The 13212-nt window shown below is 44.7% G+C and carries 14 protein-coding genes and 1 tRNA gene; all 15 read left to right on the top strand.

Annotated features, from left to right (window positions below; all coding sequences use genetic code 11):
• The first annotated feature begins 3 nt into the window (after nucleotides 1–3).
• The 15 genes from dnaI (at nucleotide 4) to udk (ending at nucleotide 13198) form a co-directional block, all read left to right on the top strand.
• Entirely contained in the window at nucleotides 4–960 is a 957-nt protein-coding gene (dnaI, locus tag AABI20_RS01645; RefSeq protein WP_288845911.1) for a primosomal protein DnaI, read from the top strand.
• 89 nt (nucleotides 961–1049) lie between these two features.
• Nucleotides 1050–2147: a YibE/F family protein gene (locus tag AABI20_RS01640; protein ID WP_369795913.1), complete on the top strand. Its 1098-nt coding sequence runs from the start codon at nucleotides 1050–1052 to the stop codon at nucleotides 2145–2147.
• Nucleotides 2144–2923: a YibE/F family protein gene (locus tag AABI20_RS01635; protein ID WP_338346580.1), complete on the top strand. Its 780-nt coding sequence runs from the start codon at nucleotides 2144–2146 to the stop codon at nucleotides 2921–2923. The genes AABI20_RS01640 and AABI20_RS01635 overlap by 4 nt, the downstream gene beginning before the upstream one ends.
• On the top strand, nucleotides 2907–3209 hold the full coding sequence (locus AABI20_RS01630) for a hypothetical protein (protein ID WP_047975318.1): 303 nt from the start codon (nucleotides 2907–2909) through the stop codon (nucleotides 3207–3209). Before AABI20_RS01635 ends, AABI20_RS01630 begins: the two co-directional genes overlap by 17 nt.
• 85 nt (nucleotides 3210–3294) lie before the next feature.
• A tRNA-Cys gene (locus AABI20_RS01625) sits at nucleotides 3295–3365 on the top strand.
• 270 nt (nucleotides 3366–3635) lie between these two features.
• Nucleotides 3636–3917, top strand: coding sequence for a type II toxin-antitoxin system HicB family antitoxin (locus tag AABI20_RS01620; protein ID WP_338346579.1), 282 nt, complete (start codon nucleotides 3636–3638; stop codon nucleotides 3915–3917).
• A 1059-nt stretch (nucleotides 3918–4976) separates the two neighbouring features.
• Nucleotides 4977–5291, top strand: coding sequence for a SemiSWEET family transporter (locus AABI20_RS01615; protein WP_047975386.1), 315 nt, complete (start codon nucleotides 4977–4979; stop codon nucleotides 5289–5291).
• 243 nt (nucleotides 5292–5534) lie between these two features.
• Nucleotides 5535–7568: an ATP-dependent DNA helicase RecG gene (recG, locus tag AABI20_RS01610; protein WP_338346578.1), complete on the top strand. Its 2034-nt coding sequence runs from the start codon at nucleotides 5535–5537 to the stop codon at nucleotides 7566–7568.
• 42 nt (nucleotides 7569–7610) lie between these two features.
• A complete protein-coding gene (gene plsX / locus AABI20_RS01605) occupies nucleotides 7611–8639 on the top strand; it encodes a phosphate acyltransferase PlsX (protein WP_047975385.1) in 1029 nt (342 codons plus the stop codon).
• A 63-nt stretch (nucleotides 8640–8702) separates the two neighbouring features.
• A complete protein-coding gene (acpP, locus tag AABI20_RS01600; RefSeq protein WP_047975315.1) occupies nucleotides 8703–8951 on the top strand; it encodes an acyl carrier protein in 249 nt (82 codons plus the stop codon).
• 82 nt (nucleotides 8952–9033) lie between these two features.
• A complete protein-coding gene (locus AABI20_RS01595) occupies nucleotides 9034–9507 on the top strand; it encodes a SprT family protein (RefSeq protein ID WP_421825115.1) in 474 nt (157 codons plus the stop codon).
• 74 nt (nucleotides 9508–9581) lie between these two features.
• Nucleotides 9582–9797, top strand: coding sequence for a hypothetical protein (locus tag AABI20_RS01590; protein ID WP_338346576.1), 216 nt, complete (start codon nucleotides 9582–9584; stop codon nucleotides 9795–9797).
• Nucleotides 9798–9896: 99 nt separating this feature from the next.
• Nucleotides 9897–10910: a substrate-binding domain-containing protein gene (locus AABI20_RS01585; protein WP_047975313.1), complete on the top strand. Its 1014-nt coding sequence runs from the start codon at nucleotides 9897–9899 to the stop codon at nucleotides 10908–10910.
• 126 nt (nucleotides 10911–11036) lie between these two features.
• The gene (locus tag AABI20_RS01580) at nucleotides 11037–12380 is read left to right on the top strand and encodes an MFS transporter (RefSeq protein WP_338346663.1); all 1344 of its coding nucleotides are present in this window, start codon (nucleotides 11037–11039) and stop codon (nucleotides 12378–12380) included.
• A gap of 182 nt (nucleotides 12381–12562) precedes the next feature.
• Nucleotides 12563–13198: a uridine kinase gene (gene udk / locus AABI20_RS01575; protein WP_047975311.1), complete on the top strand. Its 636-nt coding sequence runs from the start codon at nucleotides 12563–12565 to the stop codon at nucleotides 13196–13198.
• Nucleotides 13199–13212 lie beyond the last annotated feature (14 nt).

Genomic DNA, 13212 nt, shown 5'->3' with positions numbered 1-13212 from the left:
GTAATGAAAGATTTAGGGTCAGCCTTAAAAGATTTTCAAAAAAAATATCCCCAAGTTTCCAATGCCCGTTTGGCGCAAACCCTGGAAGTGATCAAGAACGATCAAGACGTTCAAGATTTCTGGCAGGCACATCAAAAAGAGTTAAAACCCGATGCCTTCGCGGTGTCGATGATGGACTTGTTCGAGTATGTTAACCAAAAGCATCAGAGTAAAAATCCTGATAGTGGCCTTTTTCCCGGTTACCATCCCATTCTAACGATTGAAAAGGGTTACCCACACGTGACCTACCAGGCCAGCCAGAAAACCCAGGAATCTTTGATGCAAAAAAAGATGCTGAAGATGTTTTCGGTGCCAAAGGACGTTCGCCAGGCTGATTTGAAACAATTAGTTGCAGAAGTCGGCCAACACCCTGGTCGCCAGGCTGCTGTTTCAGCGGCCGTTCGACTTTTTGACGCCTTGGTTTCAAAAGATGAAGGCCGCCAGGACGACTTTGTTCAAGGCCTTTATCTTTACGGCGATTTTGGTGTCGGGAAGACCTACCTAATGGGAGCCTTGGCCAATGCCTTGTCTGCTAATGGGATTTCGGTCATGATGGTCCACTGGACAACGATGATTGAGGACTTGAAGGCCGGTTTCAATAAAAATAGTACTGAACAAAAAACGGATGATATTATCGCGCAGGCTAAACAGGCCGAAGTCCTGATTTTAGACGATATGGGGACGGATAATTTGACTGCTTGGGCGAGAGATTCGATCCTGTCGGTTATCTTGGAATACCGAATGCAAAATCAGTTGACCACTTGCTTTACTTCTAATTTTGATTTAACCTCATTAGAGGAGTATTTGAGTCAAACGAGAGAGGCAAAAGAGCCGGGCAAGGCTGCCCGGTTGATGCAGCGAATCTTATTCTTGGCCCAGCCAGTGGCTGTAGCCGGCGAAAATCTGCGTTTACGTCGTTAAAAAAAATTCTGTTGGGGCTGGACAGTGACTGTGACAGCTCTTTTCTTTTGTAAGTTTTAACTTTGCCCTTTTTAGGAGGGTAAGAGGGGATGTTGATCATGAAAAAACAGCTTGGCCGCTTGGCCATTATTGCCGTTGTGACCATCCTGGCCTTTTTCTTTGCCCGCTTTGATAGTTTTTTGTACTCCGCCCCTGTTGGCCAGGTTACGGCCGTTAAGCAGACCAGTCAAGAATCAACCACGGACGAATTTGGTAACCAGGACGGTCAATATACCCAGAACTTGTCGGTGAAACTACTCAACCGATCTGGCCAAACGGTTAAGATTCAAAATCAGGTGATGGCCTCACAGACGATGACGACTAATTACGAGGTTGGTGACCAAATTCTACTCAAGGAGTATTCTGGTTCCTATCAGATCGACACCATCAAGCGCGATTCGACGCTCTTGGCGTTGGTGGCCTTATTGGTAACGGCGACAATCATTTATGTTCGCTTTAAAAAGACTAGTTTCTTGTTGCTATCGGTTGTCTTGAATGCTGCCGTTTTTGTGGTGGCACTGGTTGTTGATGTCCACGTTAAGAGTTTGCCGGTTGTTCTCTGGTTTTCTTTGGTAGCGGTGGCTTTAGCAGCTCTTTCGCTCTACCTTGTCTTAGGACGCAGTCGGCAGGCCCATATTACGTTAGTGGCGACGGCCATTACGACTGCTTTGGCGGTTTTTGTTATGTGGTTTGTGTTACTAGTGACGGGTGGTATTGGTGTGCACTTTGAAACGATGTCCTTTGTGACCCAGGTTCCAGCCCCAATTTTCTATGCGCAAACTATTATTGGTGTTTTGGGAGCGGTGATGGATGAGTCCGCTGATATTGTTGCTGGTCTCTTTGGCCTTTACCGGGAATCACCGCATCGACCCTTTAAGGATTATTGGCAGGCGGGATTGTCGGTTGGCCGTGAGATTTTGGGTACCTTGACCAACGTCTTGTTTATGATTTTTATTGCCGAGACGATTCCAATGGTGATTTTGATGCTACGCAATGGCAATAATTGGTCCTACATTTTGGACCAAGTCATGAACCTTGGTATCTTGCAGACGGTTGTTTCTGCTCTTGGAATTGTTTGGGCAGTACCAGTCACGGCCGGCCTGACGGCCTGGAAATTACGTCATCAAGAAGAGGAGGCGGCAAAATGAATTCGATTTGTGTGCTGATTATTATCCTTCTTCTTTCATTGATGATTGTTGGTGGTCAGCAAGGGTTGAAGACTTTTTTGGGACTGGTCTTGAACTTTTTCCTGATTTTTACGTTGATTATCCTTGTTAATTGGGGCTTTAACCCTTATATCGTGATGGCCATCATTTCCTTGATGATTCTTTCGGTCGCTATCTACCTTTCGGCCGGTCGAGCTAAGGTCATGGCAATTGCTTGGCAGAGCTCTTTGGTGGTCACCACCGTTGTTGGCTGCTTGTCTTTTTTGACCCAACACTTTGCTCAGGTCCAAGGCTATACTCTGGAAAATTCGGATGAATTAGAGGGCTTGTCGCTCAATATCGGCATCAACTTTAGCCATTTAGTCGTGATTGTGATGGTCATTTCGGCTTTGGGGGCGATTGCTGAAGCTTCGATGGCGATTACTGCTGATTTATTTGAAGTAATTGAACGTTCGCCCGATATTACGAAGGAATCGTTAAGTGAGCATGCGGAAACCATTGGCAGCCAAATTCTGGGGACGGCGGTTAACACACTCTTCTTCGGGATGTTGGGAGCTAATATTCCACTCTTGATTTGGTACCTGCGCCTGCACTACACGTTGGCGGAATTTATCAATGCCAAGCTCTTGGTGATGGAAGTGGCCACGATGCTGTTGGGCATGATTGGTATTTTGCTATCGATTTGGCTGTCGACTTACATTGTCGAGCGCCATTACCAAAAGGAAGGACGGAACTTGTTAGATGAATCAGACGTTTAATTTGATTGAAGAAATCACCCGCAACGATGGCACAATTTACTACGAGCTGGGCAATATTTCCGAAAACTCTCGAGCAGAGTATGCTGCTGAGCATGGGATGATTAAGGAAGTTCGGATTTTGAAGATGAATATTCCGCGGTCTTCTCACGTGGAAAAGGTAGAGGACTTTATTAACCATCACTATGACTTTTTACCACTGGAAGCTGACCACTTTGACGAGTGGGTTAAGCCGGATGATATTCAGGCTGAAATGAAGCAGATTCTCTTAGATAATAAATTGGGTTAAATCAGCTTGTGCAATAACTTTCATAAAGGTATTGTAATTTAGACCAATTTTCTTTATAATTATAAGCGTTGTTCAAACGCTTTTTGGTGGCATAGCCAAGTGGTAAGGCATGGGTCTGCAACACCCTGATCGCCGGTTCGACTCCGGTTGCCACCTTGAAAGTAAAGTCCCTGACGGGTTATCCTGTCGGGGACTTTTTTTATTTATTTTGAACTGCGTTATTTTATCTTGATTTCGTATGATTATTTGTGGCCGATTGGTGCACACAAGTAATTACTTTTCTGATTTTAAAATAGATAGTTGGTGCCAACACCCATATTGGCACATGTTACAATGTTGATTGAAAAAAGAGGCTAGCCCAGCGAATACTGAAAGCATTGGGCTATTAGGCTGATTTTGCACGTTGAGATCGAAAAGGTGAGCAATATGAAATATATGTATTACTCAACTTTATATCTAGATTGCGACTGCATTGGTGTTAACTTCCACGATTTTCCAAATGTGAATACCCTTGGAAAGGATAAAATTGAAGCGACTAAAATGGCCAAGGATGTACTGGAAGGGGATCTGATCGCTGCTGAAGACAATCGGATTCAATTGCCTGAGAGGACAAGCGCCACTGATGTTCAAACAAAAAACGGTGAGTCTTTGCTTGCGGTTGTGGCCGATACTTCCCTTGTACTGGTAAACAAAAAAGAAGGCTGTTAAGCCTTCAAATTGCTGCCTCTTATAGGCACAAAATATATTTTTTCCGTTGATTGGATTGCAGTCAAATTTTGTTTAATAGGCGGGCAGACCACAGCCATCAGTACAACGGTAAATTTCTCACAGTATCGCCCAGGTTAATGGTCTGACGACTAACGTATTCAAACGGGAGAATATTGTCGTCATCAACATTTAAAATCAGCGCTTCTGTGCTAGTTAATGGATAGTTAACATGTGTAGTTGATGGTACAGCGAAGTGACGTTTGTATAAAATCGAGTAGTTTTCGTCGATTTTTAATGGTGTCAGTGTTTCAACTAGTGATTCACAGCGGCCTAAGAATTTGTCATCATTATAGGGAGCGGTGACCTCGCCCAACCGCTTATAGACGCCTAGCTTTTGTCCGTAGTAGATGCCATCTTTTTTACCAACGTTGACGATGACTTCATACTCATTTAAAATACTGATACTTTACCGCTATTTGAATGATTTGACTCTAATAATATGGGCCTTCTCCTAATACCTAAGTTAATCAGCTTTTATCGTGATTCCGGCTCTGCACGTAATGCTTTCATTCAATTGTTCGAACTACCTATTTGTTTTTACTTCAACTAAAATACCTAAGCATGTGTTGGTGTATCGACAAATCTTTTCTACATTTTAAGATACAAAATCTGCAATTAGCCTTCTATACGATTCTATAAAAGGCTATTAATTGTATAGAATGTCATCTTCGATGAACGATATACTTTATTCTATCAAAAATGAGATAAAAACTAACAAAAAGTAATAAAATTTCGTTTAAATTGATGAAGCAAGTTTTAGTTTGTTTAAAGTTCTGGAATGTTGATTAAATTCCAATGATTTGTTTTTGATTTTTCGGCCATTTAGTTATAAAACTGGCTCTGATAGGATTGACGGATAATGGCGCTTTTTAATCAAAAATAAATTATTTTTGATTATCCAACACTTCGCTTCGATTGTCCTTGCATTTTTTCTGATTGTGTTATAATTGACACAATCATTCGAGCGAATGATGGAATAGGAGATACAAAATCATGGGCATGCGTGTTGATAATTATGTTTCACCAGAAGAAAAAAAACAGGTAGATGAGAAGCGGATTAAGATGCTGAAGATCTTTTCTAAGGTCGCAACCGTGATGAATATCTTGATGTACGTTTCATACTTTCCACAGATTATTTCTAACTTTAGTGGGGAGCCGGTTAACTGGCTCCAACCAGCCGTTGCGATGATCAACGCTACGCTATGGACTGGCTATGGTTGGTTGAAGACTTATAAGGATTGGCCAATCATCATTTCCAACGTTCCTGGAATTTTCTTTGGAGCGATTACTTTCATCACAGTATTTATTCATTAAAGAACAAAAGTCGCCGTTGGCGTCTTTTTTTATGGTTAAAAAATGAGAAATCAGTGCTTGAATGACTGGGATGGATGAAAAATCCATGTCAAAAGAATACTGGCTGGTTAACTTCTGATTTTGGTGGCGAACGTGACAAAATTGTTGCAAAGGTGGTGCTGACAGGCTTGCTGGCGTGGCCGATATTTCATTTCGTTCTTGAAAATGGTAAAATATTGCTTATCAAAAAGAGGGGATACACTCATGTCATTGGCTTTAGAAGACCCGGTTTCAGCACTGTCTGGTGTCGGGGAAAAGAGACAAGCTGCGCTACGCGACTTGGGTATTTTTACAATTGAAGACTTGTTGACTTATTATCCCTTCCGCTACGAGGACTTGGGCGCAAGACGGCCATCGGAAACGCTTGATGGGGAAAAGGTGACGTTTAAAGGGATTGTTTCCACACCCACCGTGGTGCGGCGCTTTGGCAAACGGTCGCAGACGGTTTTAGGATTGTTGATTGATCGTGAAAATATCCGGGTAACCTTCTTTAACCAGCCCTGGGTTGCTAAAAACATCGAGGTTGGCCAGGAGGTCGCCGTTTATGGGACCTTTAATGCAGCTAAGGCGGCCCTGTCCGCTATCAAATTAGTTCCAGCCACGGCCGATGCCCTCGATCCAATTTATCCGGCCTCCAAGAGCGTTAAGGCCAAGACGATTGCTGATTTGGTTGAGCAAGCATGGGGACAACTGCGTGGGCAGATGCCAAACTTGGTGCCACAACACTTGCGTGATAAGTACCGCCTCCTCGATAAAAATCAGCAAATCGAGTGGGCCCATTTTCCTAAGGACTCAGCGGAAGCCAAGGCCGGCCGGCGGTCGGCGGCCTTCGAAGAGTTCTTTATCTTTCAAATGCGCCTACAATTGATCAAACAGGCAGACCAGTCTTTTGGTGGTCAACCACTGGATTATGACAAGGCGGCGGTTGCCAAACTGATTGACCGCCTTCCTTATGACTTAACCGCTGCCCAAAAGCGAGTGGTCGGCGAAATTTTGGCCGACCAACACGATGCACGGCACATGAACCGCCTCCTACAAGGTGATGTTGGTTCCGGAAAAACGGTGGTGGCAGCCATCGCCATGTATGCAACGGTGACTGCCGGCTGTCAGGCAGCCTTAATGGCACCAACCGAAATTCTGGCCCAGCAACACGCCAAGAGCCTGGCAAAGCTCTTTGATCAAGCGGGGATTGACCTGCGGGTGGAACTGTTGACTTCCGGACTGAAGGCTGCGCAGCGTCGCCAAATCTTAGCTGATTTAACCAATGGTGAAATTGACATTGTTGTCGGGACCCATGCTCTGGTGCAAGACGACGTTTACTTCCATCATCTTGGGTTAGCAGTCATTGATGAGCAACACCGTTTTGGTGTGAAACAGCGGTCAAAGTTACGTGAGGGGGGGATGAACCCTGATATCCTGGCCATGACGGCGACACCAATTCCAAGAACCTTGTCCATCACAGCCTATGGTGAGATGGAAGTTTCTGTGATTGACGAGTTACCAGCAGGACGGAAACAGATTATTACGAGTCAGCTTTCTCAAAGACAGTTTGACCAGGCGCTGGCTTTGATGAAGGCAGAGCTGGCCAAGGGGGCGCAGGCGTATGTTGTGACTCCCTTGATTGAAGAATCCGAGACGCTGGATGTCCGGAATGTCACCGAAGTTTACCAGACCTTGCAGGCGGCCTTGCCGGACTATACGGTTGGTCTTTTACATGGCCGGTTGAAAAAGGACGACAAAGATACCTTGATGCAGGGCTTCAAGGACAATCAGGTTCAGGTCTTGGTCGCAACGACCGTCGTTGAAGTTGGGGTCGATGTGCCGAATGCTTCCATTATGTTAATATTAGATGCTGACCGTTTCGGCTTGGCTCAGCTTCATCAATTGCGGGGGCGGGTTGGCCGAGGTGACCGCCAATCCTACACGGTTTTGGTGGCCGACCCTAAGACCGACTATGGTAAGGAACGGCTCAAGGCATTGGTTGATACAACCGATGGCTTTGAATTAGCCCAGCGTGACTTGGAATTACGGGGCGCAGGTGATATCTTAGGGACAAAGCAGTCCGGGATGCCTGAATTTCAGGTGGGTGATCCAGTTAAGGATTTGACGATGCTGACCATTGCCCAGCAAGAAGCCCTAAGTCTTGTGCGTGAGTCAGATTGGGACAACCAGGTGGAAAATCAGCCCCTAGTAACTTACTTATCCAAAACCATGGCGCAGTTCCGCCATTTTGATTAATGAATTTAAAACGAAAACGATAATTTTAGGAGAAAAATTGTGATTAAGATTGCCATTGATGCGATGGGTGGGGACTTTGCCCCAGATGAAATTGTCAAGGGAGTTGAATTGGCCCGTGACCGTTACGCAGGCTTGGAATTCCAATTGTTTGGAACTGAAGCTAGGGTCCGCCCATTGATTCAAAATAATGACCGAATTACATTGATTCCAACGACAGAGGAAATCGAGATGGGCGAAGAACCTGTTAAGGCAATGAAAAATAAGTCAGACTCTTCTTTGGTGCGCGCTGCAACGGCCGTGAAGGAAGGGACAGCGGATGCGTTGTTCTCTGCCGGTAATACTGGTGCCATCCTGTCTTCTGCTATCTTTATCGTTGGTCGGATTAAGGGTGTTGACCGCCCTGCTTTGGCATCTGCTATTCCATCATTTGGTGGCCCTCACGATTCATTTGTTTTCATGGACTTGGGAGCTAATGCCGAAAATAAGCCAGCGCATCTTTACCAATATGGGATTTTGGGTAGCTTCTATGCGCAGTCTGTTATGGGCATTCAAAACCCTCGTGTTCGTCTATTAAATAATGGAGGCGAAGAAGACAAGGGGGATGAGACTCACAAGGCAGCCCACCAATTGATGAAACAGGCAACTGCTTTTAATTTCTTAGGCAATGTTGAGGCCCGTGAAATCTTGGAAGGAACTGCCGACGTCGTCGTTGCTGATGGTTTTTCTGGTAATGCCGCATTGAAGGCTATGGAAGGAACGGCTTTGACGATGATGGATCAGTTGAAGGATTCGATCAAATCAGCTGGATTCCGTGGCATGTTGGGTGCTCTCTTGATGAAGCCAGCCTTGCGCTCTTTGAAGCATAAGATGGACTTTAATGAACAGGGTGGTGCTGTGGTCTTGGGTGTGAAGGCACCTGTCGTTAAGACGCACGGTTCTGCTAAGGCCAATGCTGTTGCCAACACGATGGGCCAGATTCAAACGATGGTTCAGGAAAACTTGGTCGAAAAGACAACGGCCTTTATTAAAGAAAATGCCGACGCTTTGAAGGCAAAGAAAATTGAAAAATAAAAATCAGCCTGACGGTCGTGAATGATATTGCTCACGAGCCGTTAGTCGCTGAAGGAGTAACAAATGGCGTTTACAAAAGAACAGATTTATGACCGGTTAGCAAAGGAAGCCGCACAACGGTTTTCATTAAAGGCTGAGAAGGTTAGCCCCGATCTGAACTTTGCTAAGGATACATCGGCTGATTCAATTGATGTGGTTGAGTTGGTTTTAGAAGTTGAAGATGAGTATAATATGGAAATTCCAGACGAAGAGTTGGATTCCTTAACGACTCTGCAAAAGGTCGTTGATTACGTCTATGTTCACCAGGCGTGATCGTCGGCATGTTAGCCCGAAGGTGAAAACGCCACGGACGACATCCACGCATAAAAAACCAGCAGCGACTACTCATAGTGAAATTGGACGTGGCTTTGAATCGGCTGAACTCAGACAAGCTGATTTGCAGGCATTCGTTGAAAAAGTCTCTTTAGAGTTCTTTGGCCGGCCTTTTACGCACCAAGCGATCTATAATAATCGCTTGCAAACAACGGGTGGCCGCTACCACTTAACTGACCATCATATTGACTTCAATCCGAAGATGGCCCATCGGGCTGATTTTATCGGTATTGTCAAGCACGAACTAACCCATTATCACCTCCATTTGGCGCACCGAGGCTACCAGCATAAGGATGCCGATTTTAAGAAACTCTTGCAACAAATCGGTGGATCGCGCTATGCACCGGCTTTAGAGCCAAGAAAGCAGCAGAGCGTGAAATGGCATTATCGTTGCCAAAACGGGCACGACTTTTATCGAAAAAGACGAGTGGATACGAAAAAATATCGCTGTGGTCAGTGTCGAACACAATTGACCTTGGTTGAGGAAATGCGGTAGTTCCTGAAAAATTTCTTGGCCAAGTAAACCATTATTTTTTATGAATTATTTTTATGAATTAAAGGAAAGGAATCATGACCTTATTTAAAGTTGGCTGGAGTTTTCTAATTTTACTAGCCTACCCAATTGTATTTTTATGGGCAGCCAGCCATGGCTGGCCAACCTGGTTAACCCTTGTTGCCGCTTTCTTCTTAATGCTTGTTGGTAGCTTCGGTTTCATGGGTATTGCTTACTGGCGTTACCGTCAACAAGAATTGCTTGACACGCACCAGGATGAAAATGTCTTGTAATTTAAATAAAAATGAAAAGGCCGTGTAAGCGTTTGCACAAACGGCCTTTTTTTGCTATGATTGAACTTTAGAATAGGCTTTATATAAGGAGTTATGGCGATGGCAGAGCAAAAGAAAAACGCAACAATTTATGATGTCGCCGAAAAGGTCGGAGTTTCACTGGCCACTGTTTCCCGAGTTGTTAATGGCAATGATAATGTGCGCCAGTCAACCAGAGACAAAGTATTGAAGGCAATTGACGAGCTAGGCTATCAGCCCAATGCGGTAGCCCGGGGCTTAGCCTCCAAGAAGACTACCACCATTGGCGTGGTCATGCCGGATGTGACGAATATTTTTTATTCTGAATTGACTCGCGGCGTTGATGACATCGCCCAAATGTATCAATACGATGCTTTGCTAACCAATACCGATGATGAACAGGATCGGGCAGTGACGGCTATCAAAAACCTGCTGACGAAGCAGGTCGACGGTATTATTTATATGGGGACTAAGCTCTCGGAGCCAGTGATGGCCATGATTCAATCTGCCGGCGTTCCGATTGTTTTGGCCGGATCGGTGGCCGAGAATGAAGCTTTGCCATCCGTCAATATCGATTATGTGACTGCCTTTGAAACGGTGACCACTAAGTTGCTCGCCCGCGGTCATCAACGAATCGCTTTGGTTCTTGGTTCAAGAGACCGGGCAATTGATCAGGATTTTCGTTTAGTTGGTTACCAACGTGCTTTGCAAGAAGCGGGCATCGATTACGCTGACCAGCTAGTCTTTGCAAAAGCACGGACCTATGAGGCTGGCCAACTACAGGCTGCTGATTTAATGGCCCAGGATGTGACGGCCGTTGTTGCTTACGATGATGAAATTGCCGTTTCCATCTTGAACTATTATCAGGACCATGGGTACAAGGTACCGGAAGACTTGGAAATTGTGACATCAAACAACACGAATTTTTCGATTGTTTCCCGACCAGAGCTTTCATCAATTAACCAGCCTAAGTACGATATTGGGGCCGTTGCCATGCGGATGTTAACAAAGTTGATGAACGGTGAAAAATTGACGGAAACACAAATTAAGTTACCATACACCTTGATTGCTCGAGGATCGACACGAACTAAATAATTAAACCAGGAAACTCATTCTAGGGTTTCTTTTTAATTTAGAATCATTATAAATAACTTGTCATTTTTGAATTTTTTCTATAGAATAAAGGGATAATCAACAAAGGGGGAAATTTCCTTGAAAAATATGAAGCGCTTATCGCTATTTTCGTTGGTCTTGTTATTGACATCCTTTACGATGTCAATCTCTCAGTCCACGATGACGACAGCCTATCCAATTTTAATGAAGCAGTTTGGAATTAATGCTGCTAACGTGCAGTGGGTGACCTCTGGCTTTATGGTCGCTATGACCTTAGTGATGCCTTTGTCACCCTGGCTGTTAGATAACATTCCATTGAAAAAGTTATTGAATTTGATTGTCGGTGTCTTTCTTGTTGGAACGTTGTATGCGATGGTCACGCCAAACTTTCTTGGTGTTGTGATTGGCCGCTTGTTAGAAGGAGTGGCTGTTGGGGCACTCTTTCCAACTTACCAGGCGGTAATTTTGGAAAATACACCAAAGGATGACCGTGGTGTGGCAATGGGGACCGTTGGTCTGGTAATGGGTTCGGCATTGGCTGTTGGTCCAATCGTTTCCGGGATTGTTCTGCAATGGGGATCATGGCGGATTTTGTTCGGCCTATTCTTTATCGTCTTGCTCGTCTTGATTATCACCATGCAGTCCAAGATTGAAAATACGCACAAATTAGAGCCACGTAACTTTGACTTTATGTCTGCTTTTCTTCTGATTGGCTTTGCCGGTATTCTTTATACGATTTCAGTCTTACCCGCTACTGGTTGGAATTGGCCGCTGGGACTGATTTTGCTGTTTTCCGTCATTTTCTTGTTGACCTTTGTCGTTCGCCAGTTGAGGGAAGAGACACCATTTTTGGATTTGCGGGTTTTCAAGTACCAGGGTTATTTGCCCGCCATGCTATTAACGGGAATGTCTTATTCTGGCTTAATTACCGCGACAGTTTTGATGCCATTGTACTTCCAAAAGGTTTATCATTTGGTACCGGTTATTTCAGGTCTGTTGATGATTCCGGCGGCCGTCTTTTTGTCTTCCATGAACCCACGTGCTGGTCGGCTGCTTGAGAAGATTGGCTTGCGCCCATTGGTTTTGCTCGGTTCAACCATGATGGTTTTGGGTTATGTAGACTTAGCTGTCTTTGGAACAAAGTACCTGTTGCTGGCCATCATTGGCGCCATGCTTCTGGAAGGTGGGAATGCCTTCATCATGATGCCAGCAGTTACGGCTGCCAACAATGCTTTGCCTAAACACTTGGTTTCTCACGGTACAGCCATCATTACGACTATGCGCCAGGTGATTGGGGCGACATCGATTTTGGTTGCCAGTATCTTGATTGGTGTGTTTATCAAGTCGACCTCCTATGGGGCTGCTTTGAACCACACGGCTGCTTGGTTTATCTTGATTCCGTTATCTGGTTACTTATTGGCCAGTCGAATTCGCGTCCAAAAGCAAGATTAAAAATCAGCAAAGGAAATTGCTTTGATTTGAAGCTCGAAATTTGACAGACAAATTTCGGGCTTTTTATGTCGCGATTTTCCTTTTTGAAACAAAATGATACTAGCTTTTAGGGCCGTTATCACGTAAAATAGGTTAGATAAGAAAAATAATTGAGTGGGCTTTTTAGCCCCTTGGAGGCAATTTTGGCAAAGAAACCGTTACTAATTGGTATTACAGGTGGGTCTGGTTCTGGTAAGACCACCGTTTCCAAGGCGTTAATCACTCGTTTAAGTGCAAACCAGCCAGTTTTGTTGCAGCAAGACGTTTACTATAAGGACCAGTCGGGCAAGCCAATGTCTGAGCGGGTTAAGACGAACTATGATCATCCGGATTCGATTGAAACTGATCGATTCGTCGCTGATTTGGAAAAGTTGATTGACTACCAGGCAATTGATATTCCGGTTTATGATTATGCACAACATACACGATCAAGCGAAACGGTTCATATTGAGCCGGCTGATGTGATTATAGTTGATGGGGTTTTGCTTTTCAACGATGCGCGTGTTCGCCACTTGCTTGATTTGAAGGTGTTTGTTGACACTGACGATGATATTCGCTTTATCCGTCGTCTCCAACGCGACACGCATGAGCGTGGCCGGACGGTTGAAGGAGTGATTGAGCAATATTTGGCAACCGTTAAGCCAATGCACAATCAATTCGTTGAACCCACAAAGCGTTATGCAGACATTATCGTACCAGAAGGTGGAGAAAACTTTGTGGCCATCGATATGTTGATGAACCAGGCAATTGCCATGGTTGAAAAAGAAGAACAAGAATAGCACGTAAAAACGCA

Origin of the sequence: Fructobacillus cardui, from assembly GCF_963580785.1 — a bacterium.
Taxonomy (GTDB): domain Bacteria; phylum Bacillota; class Bacilli; order Lactobacillales; family Lactobacillaceae; genus Fructobacillus; species Fructobacillus cardui.
Note: the sequence above shows the minus strand (reverse complement) of the source record. Positions and strands in the feature narration are given on the sequence as shown.

Excerpts from the sequence above, each read along its gene's own strand:
- dnaI (WP_288845911.1), top strand. The coding sequence starts at position 4 with ATGAAAGATTTAGGGTCAGCCTTAAAAGATTTTCAAAAAAAATATCCC.
- AABI20_RS01640 (WP_369795913.1), top strand. The coding sequence starts at position 1,050 with ATGTTGATCATGAAAAAACAGCTTGGCCGCTTGGCCATTATTGCCGTT.
- AABI20_RS01635 (WP_338346580.1), top strand. The coding sequence starts at position 2,144 with ATGAATTCGATTTGTGTGCTGATTATTATCCTTCTTCTTTCATTGATG.
- AABI20_RS01630 (WP_047975318.1), top strand. The coding sequence starts at position 2,907 with ATGAATCAGACGTTTAATTTGATTGAAGAAATCACCCGCAACGATGGC.
- AABI20_RS01620 (WP_338346579.1), top strand. The coding sequence starts at position 3,636 with ATGAAATATATGTATTACTCAACTTTATATCTAGATTGCGACTGCATT.
- AABI20_RS01615 (WP_047975386.1), top strand. The coding sequence starts at position 4,977 with ATGCGTGTTGATAATTATGTTTCACCAGAAGAAAAAAAACAGGTAGAT.
- recG (WP_338346578.1), top strand. The coding sequence starts at position 5,535 with ATGTCATTGGCTTTAGAAGACCCGGTTTCAGCACTGTCTGGTGTCGGG.
- acpP (WP_047975315.1), top strand. The coding sequence starts at position 8,703 with ATGGCGTTTACAAAAGAACAGATTTATGACCGGTTAGCAAAGGAAGCC.
- AABI20_RS01590 (WP_338346576.1), top strand. The coding sequence starts at position 9,582 with ATGACCTTATTTAAAGTTGGCTGGAGTTTTCTAATTTTACTAGCCTAC.
- AABI20_RS01585 (WP_047975313.1), top strand. The coding sequence starts at position 9,897 with ATGGCAGAGCAAAAGAAAAACGCAACAATTTATGATGTCGCCGAAAAG.
- AABI20_RS01580 (WP_338346663.1), top strand. The coding sequence starts at position 11,037 with ATGAAGCGCTTATCGCTATTTTCGTTGGTCTTGTTATTGACATCCTTT.